Origin of the sequence: Polaromonas sp., from assembly GCF_030689685.1 — a bacterium.
In the GTDB taxonomy this organism is placed as follows: Bacteria; Pseudomonadota; Gammaproteobacteria; order Burkholderiales; family Burkholderiaceae_C; genus Polaromonas.
The window spans coordinates 34,367-53,676 of the sequence record NZ_JAUYEY010000022.1 but is presented as its reverse complement, the minus strand read 5'-3'; the positions used below and the strand labels follow the sequence as shown (position 1 = coordinate 53,676).

Below are 19,310 nucleotides of genomic sequence, written 5' to 3'. Positions count from 1 at the left end.
CATCTGCGTCACTTCTGTGTTCCGAACAACCCGGCTGGTTTGACCAGCAGGACAATGGCCATGATGATGAAGATCACGGTGTTCGACGCCTCGGGATAGAACACCTTGGTCAAGCCTTCGATCAAACCCAGACCGAAGCCGGTCACGATCGAGCCCATGATCGAGCCCATGCCGCCGATCACCACCACCGCGAAGACGACGATGATCAGATCGGCGCCCATCTGCGGGCTGACCTGATAGATTGGCGCTGCCATCACCCCGGCCAGCCCCGCCAGGCCGACGCCGAAGCCGTAGGTCAGCGTGATCATGCGCGGCACGTTGATGCCGAAGGCCTGTACCAGTTGCGGGTTTTCGGTGGCCGCGCGCAGGTAGGAGCCCAGTTTGGTGCGCTCGATCACGTACCAGGTCGACAGGCACACGACCAGCGAGGCGACGACCACCCAGGCCCGGTAGTTCGGCATGAACATGAAACCCAGGTTCTGCGCACCGGTAAGTTGTGCCGGGATTTGGTAAGGAAGGCCAGCGGAACCGAACTCGTTACGGAACAGCCCCTGGATGATCAGTGCCAGGCCGAAGGTCAGCAGCAGGCCGTACAGGTGGTCGAGCTTGTACAGGCGCGCGAGCATGGTGCGCTCGATCAGTACGCCGGTGGCGCCGACCACGACAGGCGCGATCGCCAGCGACCACCAGTAACCGATGCCGAACCGGTTCAGCAGGATGTATGCAACGAACGCGCCCATCATGTACTGGGCGCCGTGCGTGAAGTTGATAATATTCAGCAGCCCGAAGATCACCGCCAGGCCGAGCGACAGCAGCGCGTAGAACGAGCCGTTGCCCAGCCCGATCAGCAACTGGCCGAACAAGGCCTGGGTCGAGATGCCGAAGATTTCCATGTCGGACGTTGCCTTACTTCACCAGCGGGCAGCCGCCGTCAGCCATCGGGCGGAACGCCTGATCTGCCGGTATCGTGGCGCGGATCTTGTGCAGGTCCCACGGCCCCTTCGATTCGGCCGGCTTCTTGGCCTCGACCAGGTAGGCCGGGTGAAGCTTGCGGCCGTCGGCGCGGATCGAGCCTTTGCCGAACAGTGGGTCGTCGGTCGGCATCTTCTTCATTTGCTCGATCACTTTGGTGCCGTCGTCGGTCTTGATCGCTTCGATCGCCTTCAGATAATGCAGCACTGAGGAGTACACGCCGGCATGGACCATGGTCGGGTAGTTGTTGCGCGGCGCTTGCGCCGAGAAGCGCTTGGTGAAGGCGCGGGTCTGGTCGTTCAGATCCCAGTAGAAGGTCTCGGTGAAGATCAGGCCCTGCGCGGTGGGCAGTCCGAGCGCACGGACGTCGATCAGGAACACCAGCAGGCCGGCCAGATTCTGGCCGCCCTTGACGATGCCGAACTCGGCGGCCTGCTTGATGGAGGCGACGGTGTCGCCGCCGGCATTCGCCAGACCGATGACCTTCGCCTTCGAGGCCTGCGCCTGCAGCAGGAACGACGAAAAGTCTGTGCTGGGGAACGGGGTGCGCACCTTGCCGAGTACCTTGCCGCCGCTTTTCAGCACCACCGCCTCGGTGTCGCGTTCCAGCGCGTGGCCGAACGCATAGTCGGCCGTGAGGAAGAACCAGGAGTCACCGCCGGTCTTCACAATCGCGCTGCCGGTGCCGTTGGCCAGCATCCAGGTGTCGTAGGTCCAGTGGATCGTGTTTGGCGAGCAGGCCTTGCCGGTCAAATCGGATGTCGCCGGGCCCGAGGCCAGGAAGGCCTTGCCCTTGTCGCGCGTGATCTGGTTGACCGCGAGGGCGACGCTCGATGTCGGCACATCGACGATCACGTCCACCTTGTCCACGTCGTACCACTGGCGCGTGATGCTGGAGCCGACGTCGGGCTTGTTCTGGTGGTCGGCCGAGACGATTTCGACCTTCATGCCTTTGGCCGCGGCACCGAAATCTTCAACCGCCAGGCGGGCGGCAAGCACCGAACCCATGCCGGACAGATCCGCGTACAGGCCCGACATGTCGTTCAGCACGCCGATCTTGATCACGCCATCCGAGATCTGCGCCTGGGCGGCACCGGTGCCAAGCACGAAGGCGGCCGATACCAGGGCCGATAAGAGTTTGCGTTTCATATTGTCTCCTTAATTTGCAGGGTCATGGGGTGGAAAAGGGGGAATCAAATGCCAAGATACTCGTGCAGCATGCCCGTCTTGGCCTCGAGTTCGGCTGCGGTAAAGCCCTGGACGATGCGGCCATGCTCCATCACATAGAAGCGGTCGGCCAGCGGCGCTGCGAAGCGGAAGTTCTGTTCGACCATGATGATGGTCAGCCCCTTCTCGCGCAGCATCCGGATGGTGCGCGCCAGCACCTGCACGATCACCGGCGCGAGGCCCTCCGAAATCTCATCCAGCAGCAGCAAGCGGGCGCCGCTGCGCAGGATACGCGCCACCGCCAGCATCTGCTGCTCGCCGCCCGACAGGCGCGTGCCCGGGCTGGCGCGGCGCTCGTGCAGGTTGGGGAAGATCGAATAGATCTCGTCGAGGCCCATCCCGCCGCTGGCCACTTCCGGCGGCAGCAGCAGGTTCTCCTCGCACGTCAGGCTGGCGAAGATGCCGCGTTCTTCGGGACAGAAGCCGATACCGAGCCGGGCAATCCGGTGGGGCGGCAGGTTAATCGCCTCGACACCGTCAATCATGATCGAGCCGGTGCGACGACCGACCAAACCAAGAATGGCCTTGAGCGTCGTCGTGCGCCCGGCGCCGTTGCGCCCGAGCAGGGTGACCACCTCGCCGCGGTTCACGGTCAGGTCGACCCCGTGCAGGATGTGCGACTCGCCGTAAAAGGCGTGCAAGTCGCTGATGCGCAGGTACTCTGTGCTAGCCATGTGCGCCCTGCAGTTCGGTTTCAGCGCTGCCCATGTAGGCCTCGAGCACCAGCGGGTTGGTGGACACGGTGTCGTAGGCGCCTTCGGCGATCACCTGGCCGCGCTGCAGCACGCTGATCGTGTCGGCGATCGTCGATACGACGTTCATGTTGTGTTCAACCATCAGTACGGTGCGATTGGCGGCGACCTTCTTGATCAGGTGCATGACGCGATCGACGTCCTCGTGCCCCATGCCGGCCGTGGGTTCGTCGAGCAGCATCAGTTCGGGCTCCATCGCCAACGTGGTGGCGATCTCCAGCGCGCGCTTGCGGCCGTACGGCAGTTCGACCGCCACCAGGTCGGCGAACTCGGTCAAGCCCACCGTTTCCAGCAGTTCCATGGCCTGCGGCGTCAGTTGATCCAGCGTGCGTTCGGACTTCCAGAAGTGAAACGAGGTACCGAGCCCGCGCTGCAGCCCGATGCGTACGTTCTCGAGCACGGTCAGGTGCGGGAAGGTGGCCGAAATCTGGAACGAGCGGATGATGCCGCGGCGCGCCGTTTGCGCCGGCTTTTCGGTCGTGATATCGATGCCGTTGAACAAGATGGTACCCGCGGTCGGGCGCAGAAATTTGGTCAGGAGGTTGAAAACGGTGGTTTTGCCCGCGCCATTGGGGCCGATCAGCGCGTGGATGTGGCCACGCTGAACCTTCAGGTCCACCTGGTTGACGGCCACGAAACCCTTGAATTCCTTGGTCAACCCCCGCGTCTCAAGAATGAACTCCGCTGACAAATTGCTCTCCGGCTGTATGGGATGAATTGACAGGCGCAAAGGCCCGCTACAAGGGATGCTAACGAGTTGCCCTGTGCCGCAGTAGCGGGTTAGGACTTAGGTAGTTTTACCTGCTGTGTGCCCTGGCCAGGGGTTGGCAACGCCTCCCTGCGGCCATGGGCCGGTTCTGCGGTGGGCGGTGCAGGCGGTGCTTTGGCTGTCAGCCTTTTGTCGGCAACAACAGCAACAGCAACAGCGACCGGGATGATTCCGGGAATTCAAGGCTCTGGCTCCTTAACAGGAGCGAGGCGAGGTTCCGGGTCGGGGCTGTCTCAGGGCCGCGGCGGGCCGGCTGTTCAGCGCGCGTGCGTCACGCCGCCGTCGACCACCAGCGTGGAGCCGACCACATAGTCGCCGGCGCGCGAAGCCAGGTAAATCGCTGCGCCGGCCATGTCGGCGTCCTCGCCGACACGCCCTGCGGGCACACGGGCAGCGACGGCCTCGCCATGGTCGCGCGCATCCTTGTTCATGTCAGAGGCAAAAGCCCCCGGCGCGATGGCCGTCACCACGATGTTGTCCTCGATCAGGCGCAGCGCCATGCGTCGCGTTAGCTGGATCAGGCCGGCCTTGCTCGCCGCATAGGAATAGGTTTCCAAGGGGTTGACCGAAATGCCGTCGATAGAGGCGATGTTGATGACCTTGGCGGGCCGCTGCGCTGCCGCCTTGCGCAGCAGCGGGGCCAGCGCCTGGGTCAGGAAGAAGGGCGTCTTGAGGTTCAGGTCCACCACCTTGTCCCAGCCACTTTCCGGAAAGTCGTCAAACGGCGCGCCCCAGGCCGCGCCGGCGTTGTTGACCAGGATGTCGAGTTGGCTTTCGTGAGCCGAAAACGCGGCGACCAGTCCGGCGATACCTTCCGGCGTGGACACGTCGGCCGGCAGCGAGACGCAGTGGCCCTGGCTGGAGAGCTCTTTCGCGGTCTGGTCGCAGGCGGCGGCTTTACGTGCCGAGATGTAAACGCGCGCGCCCTGCGCCAGAAAACCCGCAGCAATCATGCGGCCGATGCCGCGCGAACCACCGGTGATCAGCGCGGTGCGGCCCTGGAGGGAGAAAAGATCTTTCATGGATGTGTTCCTTGTCGTGGAAGGCCGGATGGCGGCCCGATGCGTTGCAGCTTAGCGTGGCTGGCCGCGCCATTGGGTCACCTGCGTGTCTGGGGTGCCGGGGCGGTCGGCCCCAAAGATGTGTTCTGTGGGATTTAAGAGCAAAATAGGCCTTCAGCCCATACCCAGTAAGCGTAATTAGCTATCAAAAACGGAGCAATGTTGGCCAGAAACTACGGCCCTGTCTGGTCGGTAAATTTCGAATGCGGGTTTCTCCTACAGCGTCGCCCTGACACTGCGCTAAGGTAGCATGTCCAGCAAGCGCAAAGGAGCAAGCATGCGAGTGGATATTTACCGCCGTGCCGAATCGGGGCACCGTTATTCTTATCTGGCTGTGCCCGAGGGCCGGCTGATTCCCGAGGAAGCCACCAACACCGACTGGGAGACCGAGGCACGCGGGCTGGAAGGCGGGGCCCGGGCCGAGCAAATGGACAAATACGCGATTGCCGGGCTGGAGCGGCAGATCAGCGAAAAAGGGTATGCAATCACCAGCGTCAATGCGCGGGTGGCTGCCAGCGACTGAGCGGACCGGCGCTCAGTCGCCCTGGCTGTCGCCTGCGGCGGCTGCCGCAGCGCGCAGCTTGTCCTTTTTGCTCGGGCGTTTGCCCTTGATGCCGCCCTTGGAAGGGGCATCGCTGTCGGAGGGCGCCACATTGGGGGCGGTTTGCAGCGGCGCGAAGCCTTCGACCTGCTCCAGCGGCAGGCTGACGCCCTGGTGTTTTTCGATCAGCCGAAAATGTGCTTCGGTGTCGGCGCTGACAAAACTCACCGCCAGGCCACTTGCACTGGCGCGCCCGGTGCGGCCGATGCGGTGGATATAGGTCTGGGCCGAGCGCGGCAGGTCATAGTTCACCACCACCGGCAATTGCGCAATGTCAATGCCGCGCGAAGCCACATCGGTGGCGACCACCACCTTGACTCGCGAGGCCTTGAAATCGGCCAGCACCTGGGTGCGTTTGCCCTGGCTCAGTTCGCCATGGAAGGGCTCTGCATAAATCCTGGCCTTGCGCAATTTGTCGGCAACGATTTCGGCGGCGTGTTTGGTGGCGACAAACACCAGCACCCGGCGCCAGGCGTGGTGCGTGATCAAGTGCCGCAGCAACTGCGTGCGCCGACCCGGGTCCACCGCGATCGCGCGCTGAGTGATGTCGGGCTCGCCCTCGGGTTCGGCCGGCGCATCAATATGTATGGGCTCGCGCAACAACTGGTTTGCCAGCGCCTGCACGGCCGGCGGAAAGGTCGCCGAGAAGAATAAGTTTTGCCGCTGTGTCGGCAGCAGCGCAAGGATGCGGCTGAGTTCGTCGGCAAAGCCGAGGTCCAGCAGGCGGTCGGCTTCGTCGAGCACCAGCGCCGCCACGCCCGAGAGCACCACCGCGTTGTGCTCGGTCAGGTCCAGCAGCCGGCCCGGCGTCGCCACCACGATGTCGGCGCCGCCGCGCAAATTCATCATCTGCGGATTAATGGACACGCCGCCGAAAACAATGGCAACCTTCAGCGCCGGCGGCAAGTGCTGGCCCAGGCTGCGGATCTCTTCACCGACCTGCGCGGCCAGTTCCCGCGTGGGCACCAGCACCAGTAGGCGCACACGGCGTGGTTTTTCGGTAGGCGCCTGCTGCAGCAACTGCAGCAGCGGCAGCGCGAAGGCAGCGGTTTTGCCGGACCCGGTCTGCGCCGAGGCCAGCACATCGCGGCCCTGCAGCACGGCCGGAATGGCGGCCGCCTGGATGGCGGTAGGGGTCAGGAACGCCCGGGCGCTGACGGCGCGCAGCAGGGCGGGGGACAAGCCCAGGGAGGTAAATGGCATGAACAGGGCTTTTGAGAGGTGGCAAGGACGGACGCGCCCTGCAAACACCCAGTTTAAGCCGCCCAGCCCGGCGCTCTGCAGGGCAAGCCGCATAATCGACGGATGGCAATCCGGCTTTTTTCAGGGGCCGGGCACCGACCGACTTTAAAGTATCCGTGAAAAAGACATTCAAGTTAAATATCGAAGGCAAAAACCGCGACCGCGTGCTGGATGCGGTCAAGCACGACATCCGTAAATACGTCAAAAGGCAGCGCCGCGTGCCGTTGCCAGAGGGCGTGGACTTCTGGGACTTTGACTGCCGCTTCGGCAGCAGCGAAGACACGGCAGCGGTGGTGCATTTCGCGACCATCCTGCCGCTGGTGGACACGGCCGCCAAAGACGGTGCAGCCGCGTTCTACCTTGAGATGCTGGCCAAAGAAGGCCGGCGCACGCAGCGCCCCCGTCCGCTGGGCGATGAGGGCAGCGCCGGCGGCGACGCGAATACGCAGGACGCGGACGATTGAGCCTGGCATGTGCTGAGCTTGAGCATCAGCGGCAACGCACCCTTTTTGCGCAGCTTTCAAGCAGCGTTTTGGCCTGGACTGACAGCTCTCAGGCGGGCGGCAAATCCAGGGCATCAAATACCAGGATGGCGGCCCAGGCGTCGTTGGCCGCATAGATCAATTGGCTTTCGGAGAGCTGCCGGTTGGCCCAATTTGAGGTGGTGGCTTTTCTGGACTTCAGAAAACACCGGTTGAAAAGCACCGCCACGGCACCGCGTATGCCGAGCTCTTTCACGTAGCCTTGTTTTCGAAACACCACGTTCAGATCCAGCACGTTGCGCGGCTCAACCCCCAGGGTACGGCGAATTTGGGTATGGTCGCCAGCCAGGCCAAAGCCGACCTTCATGACGGTTTCTGATTCCAGCAAGGCCGAGACCACTTCCCGGCAGCGCGCATCAAACAGCTGGAAGACCCAAGCCTTGTGCAGCGTCGACAGTTGCACTACGTGCGGGCCTTCGGATACCTGGTCACGAAAAAAAGTCGGTTTGGATTCGGTGTCAAAACCCAGCACCCGGCTGTTCGACAGGGCGGCCCACGCCTCGTCGGCCTGCTGCGCGGTGGCTACCAGCACGATGTCGCGGAGCTCCAGACGGTCCAGGGGCTGAAGTGCCGAGAGTTCATCTTTGGTAGGGGAAAGAATTTGCGGCATGTTCAGCGCTGGTGTCCAGCGTCAGGCGTGGGACACCACACTGGGAATCGTGGTGGCAGGGGGCGTGTTGCGGCTGCGGCCGCAGCGCACCAGCCCGTCAATCATCACCATGCCAACGCCGGGAATGTCGCCGCGCTGCACGCTGTCCAGCAGGTCGCGCCCGGCCGTGTGCTGGGCCTTGTCCATAAAGACAAAATCGGCATCCCGACCGACCTCGATCAGCCCGCAGTTGAGTTTGCGGATGCGCGCCGTGTTGCCGGTCGCAAAACAGAAGGCCAGTTCGGCCGGGATGTTGCCCAGGCTGGACAGCAGCGAGATCAGACGCAACATGCCCAGGGGCTGCACGCCCGATCCGGCCGGGCCGTCGGTGCCCAGAATCACGCGGTGCGGGCATTTCAGCTGTAGCGCAGCCTGGGCGGCAGCAATAGCGACCTTTTCATTGCCGTTGTGCACGATCTCGATCGCGCGCGAGGATTTTTCACAGAGTTCGCAGACATGGTTCTCGGACAAAGAGGTGTGCCCGCCGTTGATGTGGCCGATCACATCGGCATCAGCCTCCAGCACCACGTCTTTGTCGATCAGGCCGGAGCCCGGAATCGACGGGCCACCGGTGTGGATGGTGCTCTGGATGCCGTATTTGCGCGCCCACGCGACCATCTCTTTGGCCTCGTAACCGGCCTTGACCGAGCCCAGCCCTACCTCGCCAAGCAGGCTCACGCCGGCCTCGGCCAACTCCTTGAAGTCCTGCTCGACCATGCCTTTTTCGATGATGGGTGCGCCAGCCAGCACCTTGACCCCACCGGGGCGGAAATTGTCAAACGCGCGCTGCGCGGTGATGGCCAGGGCTTTAAGGCCAACGATGTCCTTGGGCCGACCTGGCAGGTGCACCTCACCGGCCGAAATCATGGTGGTCACGCCGCCGTGCATGGTCGAATCGATCCAGCCGATCTGATTTTGGCGCGGCGTCCAGTCGCCAAAAACCGGGTGCACATGGCTGTCGATCAGGCCGGGCGCGACACAGGTCTGGTGCGCGTCGATGGTGGTCTGGGCATGCGCCATGTCGCAGTCTTTGGACTTGCCGACTGCCACGATGAGGCCGTCGTTGACCACAATCGTGTCGGCATCCAGGATGGGTTTGTCGATGTCGCCCGACAACAGCAGGCCGATGTTAATGATGACAACTTTTCCGGACTTGCCGCTTGCTGCTGCTTCTGCCATGGATGACTTTCTAAAGAGGTCAGGGGTTGAGCATCACGGTGCGCAACACGGTGCTGATGATGAAGGCTTGCCACTGCGCCAACGCTTCCGGTGCCTGCAGGTCTTCACCGAGGAAGGCCGACAGCGTGTGGCGGTTGGAAATATAGAAATAACCTGTCGCCGCGATCAGCAGGTAGACGTTGCGTGCAGAGACATCGGCGCGAAACACGCCCTGGCTGGCGCCGCTTTCGAGCAACTGGCGGATGATGGCAATCGCCGGCGACGAGTATTCACGGGCGCGGGCCGACTTGGAAATATGCTTGCCGCGGTGCAGGTTTTCGGTGTTGAGCAGCGTGATGAACTCGGGGTTTTTGCTGTAGTAGCTGACGACAAAATTGATCACGTCCTTGAGCGACTCCACCGGCTGTGCCAGATCCAGCGTCAGTTTCAGCTCGGCATCGTTCATGCGCCGGTACATGTCTTCCAGCACCTCGATGAACAGGCCTTCCTTGCTGCCGAAGTAGTAATAAATCATCCGGTCAAAGGACTTGGCCGAGCGGGAGATCTTTTCCACACTGCCGCCGTCGTAGCCATATCGTGCAAACACCTTGGTGGCGGCGCGCAGGATGTTGTCACGCGTGGTCTGGGCAGCCTGCTCGCGCACGCCCGGCCGCTTGGCTGACGCCAGGCGGGCAGCGGGGGTGCGCGCGGCTTTGGCAGCTTTCGCGGGTTTGGCGGTCATGTCGTGCTCAGTGGTTTCCGGGGTGGAAAACCGTGTTTTATTGTTCCACGAAGGCCCGCTCGATCACAAAGTCGCCGGGCTTGGAGGTGTTGCCCTCATGAAAGCCTTTTTGCTCCAGCATGTGTTTCAAATCCTTGAGCATGCCTGGGCTGCCGCAAATCATCACGCGGTCGCTGGCCGGATCCAGCGCCGGGAGATTCAGGTCGGCGAACAGCTTGCCCGTTTCCATCAGGTCCGTGACACGGCCCATATTGCGGTAGCTTTCGCGCGTGACGGTCGGGTAGTACAGCAATTGCCTGGAGATCAGGTCGCCGAGAAATTCATGCTGAGGCAGGTGCTTGACCACCAGGTCGTGATAGGCCAGCTCGTCGGCCTGACGCACGCCGTGCACCAGCACGATCTGCTCGAAGCGCTCGTAGGTCTCGGGGTCGCGGATGATGCTCATGAAAGGCGCCAGGCCGGTGCCCGTGGACAGCAGGTACAGGCGTTTGCCCGGCAGCAGGTAGTCCATCACCAGCGTGCCGGTCGGTTTGCGCCCAACGATGATCTTGTCGCCCACCTTGATGTGTTGCAGGCGCGAGGTCAGGGGGCCGTCCGCCACCTTGATGCTCAGGAATTCGAGGTGTTCCTCATGATTCGGGCTGACGATGCTGTAGGCACGAAGCAGCGGTTTGTCATTGACGCGCAGGCCGATCATGGTGAAGTGGCCATTGCTGAAACGCAGCGATGTATCACGGGTGGTGGTGAATGTGAACAGCTTGTTGGTCCAGTGGTGCACGGATAGCACGGTTTCTTCGTTGAAAGCACTCATGGTGGTATTCGGTGGTGAGGGTCGGGAGATTTCTGAAAATAAATTGTACGCTGCATGCAAATCCTATTGCGCCAAAAATTCGTATGCGCTACAGTAATTTTAAATGTAGCAGACGCAACATATTAATTAAGTATGCACTACATGGGTGCTGATGCACCAGAATGAACAGGCTGCCCCGACAACACGCAGAGCGATGACCGAACATACCAAGACCGACGGCTTGCCAGGCATGGAGTCGCCCGCGTTTGCGCAGGTGCTGGAGAAAGCCCGTCCGCGCAATGAACGCATGACCAGTGAGAAGATTGAGTGCAACGCCTGCCCCGTGCTTTGCCAGATTTCTGATGGCCGCAGTGGTGCCTGTGACCGTTACGCCAATCGCAGCGGCACCCTGGTACGGGTCGATCCGGTGCTTTTGCTGCGTCGCACCCTGCTGGACAACGAGCCCAGGGTGCTGCCTTTTGCCGGGCGCGCGGCAACCGGGGTGGCTGATGCTGAAGGGGCGCTGGCGGCCCAGGCCGCCTGGGATGGCGATTTGCTGCTGGCCAACGAGGTGTTTGTCACTGGCGTCGGTTCCTCCACCACCTACCCCGACTACAAGCCCGCTCCCTTCATCGTCTCGTCGCAGGTGGCGGGTGTCGATATGGTCACCGTCGTCACCGAGGGCATCTTCAGCTACTGCAGCCTCAAGGTCAAAATCGACACCGACCGGTTTCTCGGGTCCGAGCAGGCCAATGTCCGCTGCCAGGGCGAGGTAGTTGGCCATGTGACAACCGCTGAGTACGGCTCGCAAATGCTCTCGCTGGGCGGCGTGCACCACCTCACCGGCGGCAGCAAAAAAGAGGGCCGCGTGACCATGGACATGATGCAATCGCTGGGCAACAAGCAGGCGGTTGAATTCACGATTGACGGCGGCTCCCAGATGGTCATCCAGGCGGGCAAGGCGCCGATTGTCAACGGTGTGCAAGAGCGGCGGATGCGGGTCGGTTGCGGCTCGGCCACCATTGGAATTTTTGCAAAACAGTTCTTTGGCCTGCTTGATGAGGTGGTGGTGGTCGATGACCACATCACCGGTGTGCTGACCGAGCACCAGGCTGGCCGCTGCCTGGACATGCGCGCGTCAGGCGTCAAAATGCGCGGGCGAAAATCGACGCCGGGCCGGTATTTTCAGGTGGCCAATCCCGGCACCGGCTGGGGCGGCACGGACATCGCCGATCCGTTGTCCATCATCGAGAGCTGGGATGCCGCAGTCGCATGGCCGGGCCTGCGCCTGTTGATGACCTCTACCACCGGCGAACATGCAAGCTGGTATGTGCTCAATGACGATCTTCATCCTGTAGAGCAGGACATGCCGGCCGAGGTGGGCCACATCGTGGCGCGTATCGGCGAGAACTGCGAGCCCTCGCTGTCCACCGTGCTTTTTCTGGGCGGTGCCGGTGGCAGCCTGCGTGCCGGTGTCACAGAAAACCCGGTGTTGCTGACGCGCGCCATCAAGGCCGCGCTGGTCAATGTCACCTGCGGCGGCGCCCCGGCTTATGTCTGGCCCGGCGGCGGCATCACCGTGATGGCCGACGTCATGCGTATGCCGGACAACAGTTTTGGCACTGTGCCCACACCGGCCCTTGTGGCGCCGATTGAGTTCAGCATGAAGCTCGACGACTACCGCGCTCTCGGGGGTCACATGGACCATGTGCGCACCCTGGCTGAAGCACTGCGCCTGGGTGCATGGCACAACGAAGGCGCACCGTCCGCGCTGGCGTGGGCTGCCTTGCCTGCCGCCAATCCCTGGCCTCTGGGGCGTCCGCCCCTGCTTGGTTGAGACACAAGCCATGAACGCCCACCGCACACAACTGGCCGATGGCCGCTGGCATTTTCAGCACGGGCCGATAGACATCGTCATCGGTGCCAACGGCCACCCGGCGGCGGTTCACTGCGCGCATGAACATGCCTGGAAACGCTTCAGTGAGATCCTCGATGAGCTGGTGCAGGAACTGGTCCAGCTTCGCCGCCCGGTGCGGGGAGCTTGCCCGGTACGCAGCCCGATTGCCCGGCGCATGTGGCAAGCCTGCCAGCCTTACCAAAGCGGTTTCATCACGCCGATGGCGGCGGTGGCTGGTGCGGTGGCACAAGAACTGATCGCCAGTTATGCCCATCGCGGGGTGACGCGAGCCTGGGTCAACAACGGCGGCGATATTGCCCTGCATCTGGCGCCCGGTCAATCGGTGCGCATCGGCTTGTATGCCGATATCGCGCGACTCGACAGCAAGGAGCTGCGCGGGGGCATTCACACCGATGGCGCGTTTGAAGTCTCCAGCCAGTTGCCGGTTCGTGGCGTCGCCACCAGCGGCTGGCGGGGCCGCAGTTTTTCCATGGGTATCGCCGACAGCGTCACCGTTTTGGCGCGCACTGCCTCCGAGGCAGATGCGGCTGCCACCGTGATTGCCAATGCGGTGGATGTGTTTGACGCGCGTATCGTGCGGCGCCCGGCTTGCGAGCTGAAGGACGACAGCGACCTGGGGGCCTTGCCGGTCACTGTCGATGTTCCGCCGCTAGAACCAGTGCTGGTGCGGCAGGCCTTGCACGCAGGTCTGCGGCGAGCCCAGGCACTGCGCGCCGCCGGCCTGATCTGGTCGGCCGCGCTGGTTTGTCAGAATCAGATGCTCAGCACCGATACTGCAGGCTCGACAACACTGGCCAGCCAGTCTGCCAGCAAGCAGCTTGGTTTGTTATTTGCTTGATGACAAGGATGGATCACACGCGATGATTGAAATACGACGCATCTTCACGCACGTCGAGCAGATCCTGCACGAATTCGGACCGGTGGCACCGGTGCCGCTGTTGCGCGGCGCGATTGGCGTGGTTTTGACCAATCCCTTCGCAGGGCGTTACGAGCCCGACATTCTGCCGATGATGGCTGCGCTCGACCCGGTGGGACTGGACATGGCGCAGAAGCTGCGTACCGCGATGAACGTTCCCGCCGAACGGATTGAGGGGTATGGCAAGGGCGCCATTGTGGGTGCGGCTGGCGAGCTGGAGCACGGCGCGCTCTGGCATGTGCCGGGTGGTTACGCCATGCGCGAACTGCTGGGCTGGAAGGGTGATCCCAAGGCCTACGCCAAAGGGCAGGCTGAGCAGCAAACCGGGCGGCGCGGCAATGCATTGTCCATCGTGCCATCGACCAAAAAGGTCGGGGCACCCGGCACCGCGCTGGATGTGCCCTTGACCCATATCAATGCTGTGTATGTACGCAGCCACTTCGACGCCATAGAGGTGCGGGTTCCAGGCGCGCCCCTGGCGGACGAAATTGTGTTTATCCTTGCCATGAGTACCGGCCCGCGCATTCATGCGCGTGTTGCAGGTCTGGCGGCAAGTGCGATCAGCAAATGGGATGGCTTGCGCTGAGCAGTGCCGCCGTGACCACCCACCAGGAACACCCACATGACAGCCAGCATTCGAAAAATCATTGTGCAGGTCGATGAGACCCGTATCGAAATGGGCAAAACGATTGACCCACCGACCCGCCGGGCGCTGGCCATGGCGGTAATTCACAACCCGTTTGCCGGTGTCTACCAGGAAAACCTGGACGAGCTGATCGCCATGGGTGAAGAGCTGGGCGCACTACTGGGACAGAAATGCGTGCAAGCGTTGGGCATTGCACCGGGTCAGGCGCAAAGTTATGGCAAGGCCGCGATTGTGGGCGAGGCTGGTGAACTTGAGCATGCGGCCGCCATCCTGCACCCCAAACTCGGTGCGCCCTTGCGGCTGGCGGTGGAAAAGGGTGCAGCGCTGGTGCCGTCCAGCAAAAAAAGGGGCGGTCTGGGTACCGCCATCGACGTGCCGTTGGGGCACAAGGACGCCGCTTTTGTGCGCAGCCATTTTGATGCGATGGAGGCGCGCGTGGCCGATGCACCGCGTGCCAATGAAATTGTGGTCGCTGTTGTTGTGACAGACAGCGGCCGACCTCTCCCGCGCGTGGGCGGATTGCAGATCCACGACATCAAAGGCGAGGATGGGCTCCGGTAGGCCGGGCGCATCACCTATCAATCCGATCCACGACAAGCAGGAGTTTTTATGAAAATGCAATACAAGATGCTGGGTGCTGCGGCTGTTCTGGCCCTGGTGGTACCGCTGGGAGTTGTTCATGCGCAGGGGGTCATCAAGATAGGCGAGATCAACAGCTACAAGGCCCAGCCAGCCTTTTTGGAGCCCTACAAGAAGGGCATGGAGCTGGCGGTGGAAGAAATCAACGCCGCCGGTGGCGTCAATGGCAAGAAAATCGAGCTGATTGTGCGTGACGACAATGCCAATCCGGGCGAGGCTGTGCGTGCCGCTGAAGAGCTGGTCTCACGCGAGAAAGTCGATGTGCTCACCGGCTCGTTTCTGTCACACATTGGCCTGGCATTGACAGACTTTGCCAAGCAGAAGAAATTTTTCTTTCTGGCCGCTGAGCCGCTGACCGACAAAATCGTCTGGCAAAACGGCAACCGCTACACCTTCCGCCTGCGCGCCTCGACCTACATGCAAGTCGCCATGCTGGTGCCCGAAGCCGCAGCGATGAAGAAAAAGCGCTGGGCCATTGTTTATCCCAACTACGAGTATGGGCAGTCTGCCGCTGCCAGTTTCAAGACCCTGCTGAAAGCGGCGCAGCCCGACGTGGAGTTTGTCGCCGAGCAGGCGCCGCCGCTGGGCCGGGTGGATTCGGGCAGCGTGGTGCAGGCGCTGGCTGACGCCAAGCCGGACGCCATCTTCAACGTGCTGTTTGGTGCTGATTTGTCAAAGTTTGTGCGCGAGGGCAACACACGCGGCTTGTTCCAGGGCCGGGAAGTGGTCAGTTTGCTGACCGGCGAGCCTGAGTACCTGGACCCGCTGAAAGAAGAAACCCCCAACGGCTGGCTGGTCACCGGTTACCCCTGGTACGGCATCCAGACGCCTGAGCACAAAGCCTTCTTTCTGGCCTACCACGGCAAGTACAAGGACTATCCACGCCTCGGCTCCGTCGTCGGTTACAGCGCCATCAAGTCGCTGGCCGAGGGCATGAAAAAGGCCAAATCCACCGATACCGAAAAGATGATTGCCGCTTTCCGTGGACTGAAGGTCAGCACGCCGTTTGGTCCGGTGGTGTACCGCACCCAGGACCAGCAATCGACCATGGGCGCGTTTGTAGGGCGTACCAAAAACGAAGGCGGCAAGGGTGTGATGGTGGACTATCGATATGCCGATGGCGCCAAATTTCAGCCGACGGATGCAGAAGTGAAAAAGCTGCGACCCGCCGATGCGAACAATTGACTTTGATGGTCTGGCTTGACAACTGCATCCAGGCGCACTGACATGCGCTCGCTCAATCAGAACAGGTCCATGTCAGCATGAATTTTTCAGGCTTTGTTGTACAGCTGCTCAATGGCCTGGCGGGTGCGTCATCACTTTTTTTGGTGGCTGCGGGCTTGTCGCTGATATTTGGCGTGACCCGTATCGTCAATTTTGCGCACGGCTCGTTTTTTATGGTGGGCATCTACGTGGCCTACTCGCTGGTGGCGACGCTGGGCGGCAGCATTGGGTTCTGGCCCTCGCTGCTGCTGGCTGCCCTGGCCGTGGGGGTGTTGGGTGCGCTGGTGGAGGTACTGCTGTTGCGCCGCATTTACCGTGCGCCCGAGCTGTTTCAGTTGCTGGCGACTTTCGCGCTCGGGCTGGTCATCAAAGACGGCGTGTTGTGGTTTTGGGGGCCTGAAGAATTGCTGGGTCCCAGGGCGCCGGGCTTGGCGGGATCTGTCCCCATTCTTGGCAGGCAATTTCCGACCTACGATCTCTTTCTGATTGTGGCTGGCCCCGTGGTCCTCGGACTGCTGTGGCTGCTGCTGACCAAAACCCGCTGGGGCACGCTGGTGCGGGCTGCCACGCAGGACCGCGACATGGTCAGCGCCCTTGGCGTCAATCAGGCCTGGTTGTTCACCGCAGTGTTTGCACTGGGTGCCTTGCTAGCGGGGCTGGGCGGGGCCTTGCAGTTGCCGCGCGAGCCGGCCAACCTGGAGATGGACCTGAACATCATTGGCGCCGCGTTTGTGGTGGTGGTGGTGGGAGGCATGGGCTCGATTCCGGGCGCCTATGTAGCGGCCTTGCTGATTGCCGAACTCAAGGCCATCTGTATCTGGCTGGGCCTGGTTGAAATCGCCGGCATCAGCATTTCTTTTTCAAAACTCACGCTGGTGGTGGAGTTTCTGGTGATGGCCGTGGTGCTGGTGGCGCGGCCCTGGGGATTGTTCGGCAGGCCACAAGCGCCCAGCCGCCATGCGGGCGCGGCAGAGCAGCCCTTGCGCCCGCCCGACCGGCTCTACAACTATGGCGTGGCGGGGCTGCTTGCTGTGCTGGCTCTGGTGCCAACCCTGGCTGCCCAATCACCTTACGTCACCGTGCTGCTGATCGACCTGCTGGTGGCGGTGCTGTTTGCGGCGAGCCTGCATTTCATCATGGGGCCGGCTGGCATGCATTCCTTCGGGCATGCGGCCTACTTTGGCCTGGGCGCTTACGGCGCAGCGCTGCTGGTGCGCGGCCTGAACCTGCCGATGGAGGTGGCGCTGGTGGTGGCGCCGGCATTGGCCGCGCTGGGCGCCTTTGTTTACGGCTGGTTCTGCGTGCGGCTTTCGGGGGTGTACCTGGCGATGTTGACCCTGGCTTTTGCGCAGATCACCTGGGCCATCTGTTATCAGTGGGACGCATTCACCGGCGGCAGCAATGGCCTGACCGGGGTCTGGCCGTCCGAATGGCTGGCCGACAAAAAAATGTATTACTACCTGACCCTGACACTGGTGGCGGGGGCGGTGCTGCTGATGCACCGCATGCTCTATTCGCCTTTTGGTTACGCCATGCGGGCGGCGCGCGATTCGGTGCTGCGCGCTGACGCCATCGGCATCCACGTCAAGCGCCTGCAGTGGGTGGCTTTTGTGCTGGCGGGTACTTTTGCCGGGCTGGCTGGTGCGCTGTATGCGTTTTCCAAGGGCAGCATCTCGCCAGAAAGCCTGCATGTGGGCAAGTCCATCGATGGCCTGGTGATGGTGCTGCTGGGCGGGGTGCAGACCCTGGTGGGGCCGGTCGTCGGGGCGGTCACCTTCACCTGGCTGCATGACACGGTGGCGCGCAACACCGACTACTGGCGCGCCATGCTGGGCGCCATCATCCTGATTTTGGTGCTGCTGTTCCCGCAGGGCATTGCAGGCTTTATCAAGCAGCTGCTGGCGCGGCTGCGCGGTGCAAAAGAGGGGCAGTCATGAGTTTGCTCAAAGTCAGCGGCCTGGGCAAATCATTTGGCGGTGTCAAGGCGGTGGACGGCATCAGCTTTGAACTGGCAGCCGGCGAACTGCTGGCCCTGATCGGGCCCAACGGTGCCGGCAAGTCCACCACCTTCAACATGGTCAATGGCCAGATGCGCGCCGATGCGGGCTCCATTCAGCTCGATGGTCAGGAGCTGATTGGGCTGGCTCCGCGCGACATCTGGCGGCTCGGCGTCAGCCGGACCTTCCAGATTGCAGAAACCTTTTCATCGCTGACAGTGGTGGAAAACGTCCAGATGGCGCTGCTGTCGTCTGACCGCAAACTGTTTGCGATGTGGCGCCGCGCCGCTGAGCACAAACGCGAAGAGGCGCTGCTGTTGCTCGATCAGGTCAGCATGAGAGCGCAAGCCGACCGGCCTTGCAGCGTGCTGGCTTACGGCGACGTCAAACGTGTGGAACTTGCCATGGCCATGGCCAACAGCCCCAAGCTGCTGCTGATGGACGAACCCACGGCCGGCATGGCACCCAAAGAGCGCAACGACCTGATGGCGCTGACCAAACAGCTGGTCATCGACCGCGGCATGGCGGTGCTGTTTACCGAGCACAGCATGGATGTCGTGTTTGCCTATGCCGACCGCATGATTGTGCTGGCGCGGGGCCGCCTGATTGCCGAGGGCAAGCCGCTGGAGATCCGCAACCACCCCAAGGTACAGGAGGTTTATTTCGGCAGCGGCAAGACCTTCGAGAAAAAGCCTCTCGACAAGGAGGAGGCGCCATGACTGCCGCCACGGACATTCTGCTCGAAGCCAAAGGCCTGTGTGCCTGGTATGGTGCAGCCCAGATCCTGTACGACGTGGGCATCAAGGTCCGGCGTGGCGAGGTGGTGGCGCTGATGGGGCGCAACGGGGCCGGCAAATCCACCACGCTCAAGTCGCTAATTGGCATGTTGGACAAGCGGCGCGGCAGCGTGTCGTTTTTGGGCGCCGATATTTCAAAAAGCGAGACGCATCAGATCACACGCAGCGGCCTTGGGTTTGTACCGGAAGACCGGCGCATCTTCACCGATCTGACGGTCACAGAAAACCTCGAAGTGGGTCGCCAGCCGCCACGCTTCTGGCCGGACGGCAGCGCAGCGCCGGTCTGGACGCCTGAGCGCCTGTTCAGGCTTTTCCCCAACCTGGGTGAGATGCCGGACCGCCTGGGTGGGCGCATGAGCGGCGGCGAGCAGCAGATGCTGACGGTCGCACGCTCGCTGATGGGCAACCCGTTTCTGGTGCTGCTCGACGAGCCCTCAGAGGGCGTTGCGCCGGTGATTGTCGAGCAGATGGCGCAGACGATTCTGGAGCTCAAGGCCCAGGGCGTCAGTATTTTGCTGTCCGAGCAGAACATGCATTTTGCCGAACTGGTCTCAGACCGGGCCTATGTGCTCGAAAAAGGCCAGATCCGTTACGAAGGTTCTATGGCCGGGCTGTCGGCCAACGAAGAGGTGCGGCGCGCTTACCTCAGTGTGTAGTGCGAAGCTTCT

Annotated in this window: 20 protein-coding genes; 10 read left to right on the top strand and 10 right to left on the bottom strand. The window is 62.2% G+C overall.

Annotated features, from left to right (window positions below):
• Positions 1–8 precede the first annotated feature (8 nt).
• From Q8O29_RS05950 to Q8O29_RS05930, 5 genes are all read right to left on the bottom strand, one after another.
• Positions 9–893, bottom strand: a complete 885-nt coding sequence (locus Q8O29_RS05950) for a branched-chain amino acid ABC transporter permease (protein ID WP_305561138.1) — start codon at positions 891–893, stop codon at positions 9–11.
• Positions 894–906: 13 nt separating this feature from the next.
• On the bottom strand, positions 907–2,121 hold the full coding sequence (locus Q8O29_RS05945; RefSeq protein ID WP_305561137.1) for an ABC transporter substrate-binding protein: 1,215 nt from the start codon (positions 2,119–2,121) through the stop codon (positions 907–909).
• A gap of 44 nt (positions 2,122–2,165) precedes the next feature.
• Positions 2,166–2,873: an ABC transporter ATP-binding protein gene (locus tag Q8O29_RS05940; RefSeq protein ID WP_305561136.1), complete on the bottom strand. Its 708-nt coding sequence runs from the start codon at positions 2,871–2,873 to the stop codon at positions 2,166–2,168.
• A complete protein-coding gene (locus Q8O29_RS05935; protein WP_305561135.1) occupies positions 2,866–3,642 on the bottom strand; it encodes an ABC transporter ATP-binding protein in 777 nt (258 codons plus the stop codon). The genes Q8O29_RS05940 and Q8O29_RS05935 overlap by 8 nt, the downstream gene beginning before the upstream one ends.
• A gap of 335 nt (positions 3,643–3,977) precedes the next feature.
• Positions 3,978–4,742 (bottom strand): SDR family oxidoreductase, encoded by a 765-nt coding sequence (locus Q8O29_RS05930; protein ID WP_305561134.1) that lies wholly within the window; start codon positions 4,740–4,742, stop codon positions 3,978–3,980.
• Between the two features lie 316 nt (positions 4,743–5,058).
• On the opposite strand from Q8O29_RS05930, the gene Q8O29_RS05925 reads away from it, so the two are divergent.
• Positions 5,059–5,304, top strand: a complete 246-nt coding sequence (locus tag Q8O29_RS05925; RefSeq protein ID WP_305561133.1) for a DUF6139 family protein — start codon at positions 5,059–5,061, stop codon at positions 5,302–5,304.
• 12 nt (positions 5,305–5,316) lie between these two features.
• On the opposite strand, the gene Q8O29_RS05920 is transcribed toward Q8O29_RS05925, so the two are convergent.
• On the bottom strand, positions 5,317–6,585 hold the full coding sequence (locus Q8O29_RS05920; RefSeq protein WP_305561132.1) for a DEAD/DEAH box helicase: 1,269 nt from the start codon (positions 6,583–6,585) through the stop codon (positions 5,317–5,319).
• Between the two features lie 155 nt (positions 6,586–6,740).
• On the opposite strand from Q8O29_RS05920, the gene Q8O29_RS05915 reads away from it, so the two are divergent.
• Entirely contained in the window at positions 6,741–7,088 is a 348-nt protein-coding gene (locus tag Q8O29_RS05915; RefSeq protein ID WP_305561131.1) for a DUF6172 family protein, read from the top strand.
• Positions 7,089–7,176: 88 nt separating this feature from the next.
• Here the strand turns inward: Q8O29_RS05915 and Q8O29_RS05910 are convergent, their stop codons facing one another.
• From Q8O29_RS05910 to Q8O29_RS05895, 4 genes are read right to left on the bottom strand one after another with little or no spacing between them, the layout of a single operon-like run.
• Positions 7,177–7,776, bottom strand: coding sequence for a 3'-5' exonuclease (locus Q8O29_RS05910; RefSeq protein WP_305561130.1), 600 nt, complete (start codon positions 7,774–7,776; stop codon positions 7,177–7,179).
• 21 nt (positions 7,777–7,797) lie between these two features.
• Positions 7,798–8,994, bottom strand: a complete 1,197-nt coding sequence (locus Q8O29_RS05905) for an amidohydrolase family protein (protein ID WP_305561129.1) — start codon at positions 8,992–8,994, stop codon at positions 7,798–7,800.
• A 19-nt stretch (positions 8,995–9,013) separates the two neighbouring features.
• Positions 9,014–9,715: a TetR/AcrR family transcriptional regulator gene (locus Q8O29_RS05900; RefSeq protein WP_305561128.1), complete on the bottom strand. Its 702-nt coding sequence runs from the start codon at positions 9,713–9,715 to the stop codon at positions 9,014–9,016.
• Positions 9,716–9,752: 37 nt separating this feature from the next.
• The gene (locus Q8O29_RS05895) at positions 9,753–10,526 is read right to left on the bottom strand and encodes a ferredoxin--NADP reductase (RefSeq protein ID WP_305561127.1); all 774 of its coding nucleotides are present in this window, start codon (positions 10,524–10,526) and stop codon (positions 9,753–9,755) included.
• A 193-nt stretch (positions 10,527–10,719) separates the two neighbouring features.
• On the opposite strand from Q8O29_RS05895, the gene Q8O29_RS05890 reads away from it, so the two are divergent.
• The 8 genes from Q8O29_RS05890 to Q8O29_RS05855 all read left to right on the top strand — a co-directional run bounded on the left by Q8O29_RS05890 (position 10,720) and on the right by Q8O29_RS05855 (position 19,298).
• A complete protein-coding gene (locus Q8O29_RS05890) occupies positions 10,720–12,342 on the top strand; it encodes a 6-hydroxynicotinate reductase (protein ID WP_305561126.1) in 1,623 nt (540 codons plus the stop codon).
• Between the two features lie 10 nt (positions 12,343–12,352).
• On the top strand, positions 12,353–13,261 hold the full coding sequence (locus Q8O29_RS05885) for a UPF0280 family protein (protein ID WP_305561125.1): 909 nt from the start codon (positions 12,353–12,355) through the stop codon (positions 13,259–13,261).
• A gap of 22 nt (positions 13,262–13,283) precedes the next feature.
• Positions 13,284–13,925 carry an amino acid synthesis family protein gene (locus Q8O29_RS05880; protein ID WP_305561124.1) on the top strand — a complete coding sequence of 214 codons (642 nt, stop codon included), beginning with the start codon at positions 13,284–13,286 and terminating at the stop codon, positions 13,923–13,925.
• 36 nt (positions 13,926–13,961) lie between these two features.
• Complete coding sequence (locus Q8O29_RS05875; RefSeq protein ID WP_305561123.1) at positions 13,962–14,546, top strand: amino acid synthesis family protein; 585 nt, start codon at positions 13,962–13,964, stop codon at positions 14,544–14,546.
• 54 nt (positions 14,547–14,600) lie between these two features.
• Positions 14,601–15,809 (top strand): ABC transporter substrate-binding protein, encoded by a 1,209-nt coding sequence (locus Q8O29_RS05870; protein WP_371134163.1) that lies wholly within the window; start codon positions 14,601–14,603, stop codon positions 15,807–15,809.
• A 77-nt stretch (positions 15,810–15,886) separates the two neighbouring features.
• Positions 15,887–17,785, top strand: coding sequence for an ABC transporter permease (locus Q8O29_RS05865; protein ID WP_305561122.1), 1,899 nt, complete (start codon positions 15,887–15,889; stop codon positions 17,783–17,785).
• Positions 17,782–18,564 carry an ABC transporter ATP-binding protein gene (locus Q8O29_RS05860; protein WP_305561121.1) on the top strand — a complete coding sequence of 261 codons (783 nt, stop codon included), beginning with the start codon at positions 17,782–17,784 and terminating at the stop codon, positions 18,562–18,564. The genes Q8O29_RS05865 and Q8O29_RS05860 overlap by 4 nt, the downstream gene beginning before the upstream one ends.
• Positions 18,561–19,298 carry an ABC transporter ATP-binding protein gene (locus tag Q8O29_RS05855; protein WP_305561120.1) on the top strand — a complete coding sequence of 246 codons (738 nt, stop codon included), beginning with the start codon at positions 18,561–18,563 and terminating at the stop codon, positions 19,296–19,298. Before Q8O29_RS05860 ends, Q8O29_RS05855 begins: the two co-directional genes overlap by 4 nt.
• Positions 19,299–19,310: the final 12 nt, after the last annotated feature.

Bases quoted from the DNA above. Each gene is read 5' to 3' on its own strand.
- Q8O29_RS05860 (WP_305561121.1), top strand. From the start codon at position 17,782: ATGAGTTTGCTCAAAGTCAGCGGCCTGGGCAAATCATTTGGCGGTGTC.
- Q8O29_RS05905 (WP_305561129.1), bottom strand. From the start codon at position 8,994: ATGGCAGAAGCAGCAGCAAGCGGCAAGTCCGGAAAAGTTGTCATCATT.
- Q8O29_RS05950 (WP_305561138.1), bottom strand. From the start codon at position 893: ATGGAAATCTTCGGCATCTCGACCCAGGCCTTGTTCGGCCAGTTGCTG.
- Q8O29_RS05855 (WP_305561120.1), top strand. From the start codon at position 18,561: ATGACTGCCGCCACGGACATTCTGCTCGAAGCCAAAGGCCTGTGTGCC.
- Q8O29_RS05895 (WP_305561127.1), bottom strand. From the start codon at position 10,526: ATGAGTGCTTTCAACGAAGAAACCGTGCTATCCGTGCACCACTGGACC.
- Q8O29_RS05930 (WP_305561134.1), bottom strand. From the start codon at position 4,742: ATGAAAGATCTTTTCTCCCTCCAGGGCCGCACCGCGCTGATCACCGGT.
- Q8O29_RS05890 (WP_305561126.1), top strand. From the start codon at position 10,720: ATGACCGAACATACCAAGACCGACGGCTTGCCAGGCATGGAGTCGCCC.
- Q8O29_RS05865 (WP_305561122.1), top strand. From the start codon at position 15,887: ATGAATTTTTCAGGCTTTGTTGTACAGCTGCTCAATGGCCTGGCGGGT.
- Q8O29_RS05945 (WP_305561137.1), bottom strand. From the start codon at position 2,121: ATGAAACGCAAACTCTTATCGGCCCTGGTATCGGCCGCCTTCGTGCTT.
- Q8O29_RS05940 (WP_305561136.1), bottom strand. From the start codon at position 2,873: ATGGCTAGCACAGAGTACCTGCGCATCAGCGACTTGCACGCCTTTTAC.
- Q8O29_RS05920 (WP_305561132.1), bottom strand. From the start codon at position 6,585: ATGCCATTTACCTCCCTGGGCTTGTCCCCCGCCCTGCTGCGCGCCGTC.
- Q8O29_RS05875 (WP_305561123.1), top strand. From the start codon at position 13,962: ATGACAGCCAGCATTCGAAAAATCATTGTGCAGGTCGATGAGACCCGT.
- Q8O29_RS05870 (WP_371134163.1), top strand. From the start codon at position 14,601: ATGCAATACAAGATGCTGGGTGCTGCGGCTGTTCTGGCCCTGGTGGTA.
- Q8O29_RS05880 (WP_305561124.1), top strand. From the start codon at position 13,284: ATGATTGAAATACGACGCATCTTCACGCACGTCGAGCAGATCCTGCAC.
- Q8O29_RS05925 (WP_305561133.1), top strand. From the start codon at position 5,059: ATGCGAGTGGATATTTACCGCCGTGCCGAATCGGGGCACCGTTATTCT.
- Q8O29_RS05885 (WP_305561125.1), top strand. From the start codon at position 12,353: ATGAACGCCCACCGCACACAACTGGCCGATGGCCGCTGGCATTTTCAG.
- Q8O29_RS05900 (WP_305561128.1), bottom strand. From the start codon at position 9,715: ATGACCGCCAAACCCGCGAAAGCTGCCAAAGCCGCGCGCACCCCCGCT.
- Q8O29_RS05910 (WP_305561130.1), bottom strand. From the start codon at position 7,776: ATGCCGCAAATTCTTTCCCCTACCAAAGATGAACTCTCGGCACTTCAG.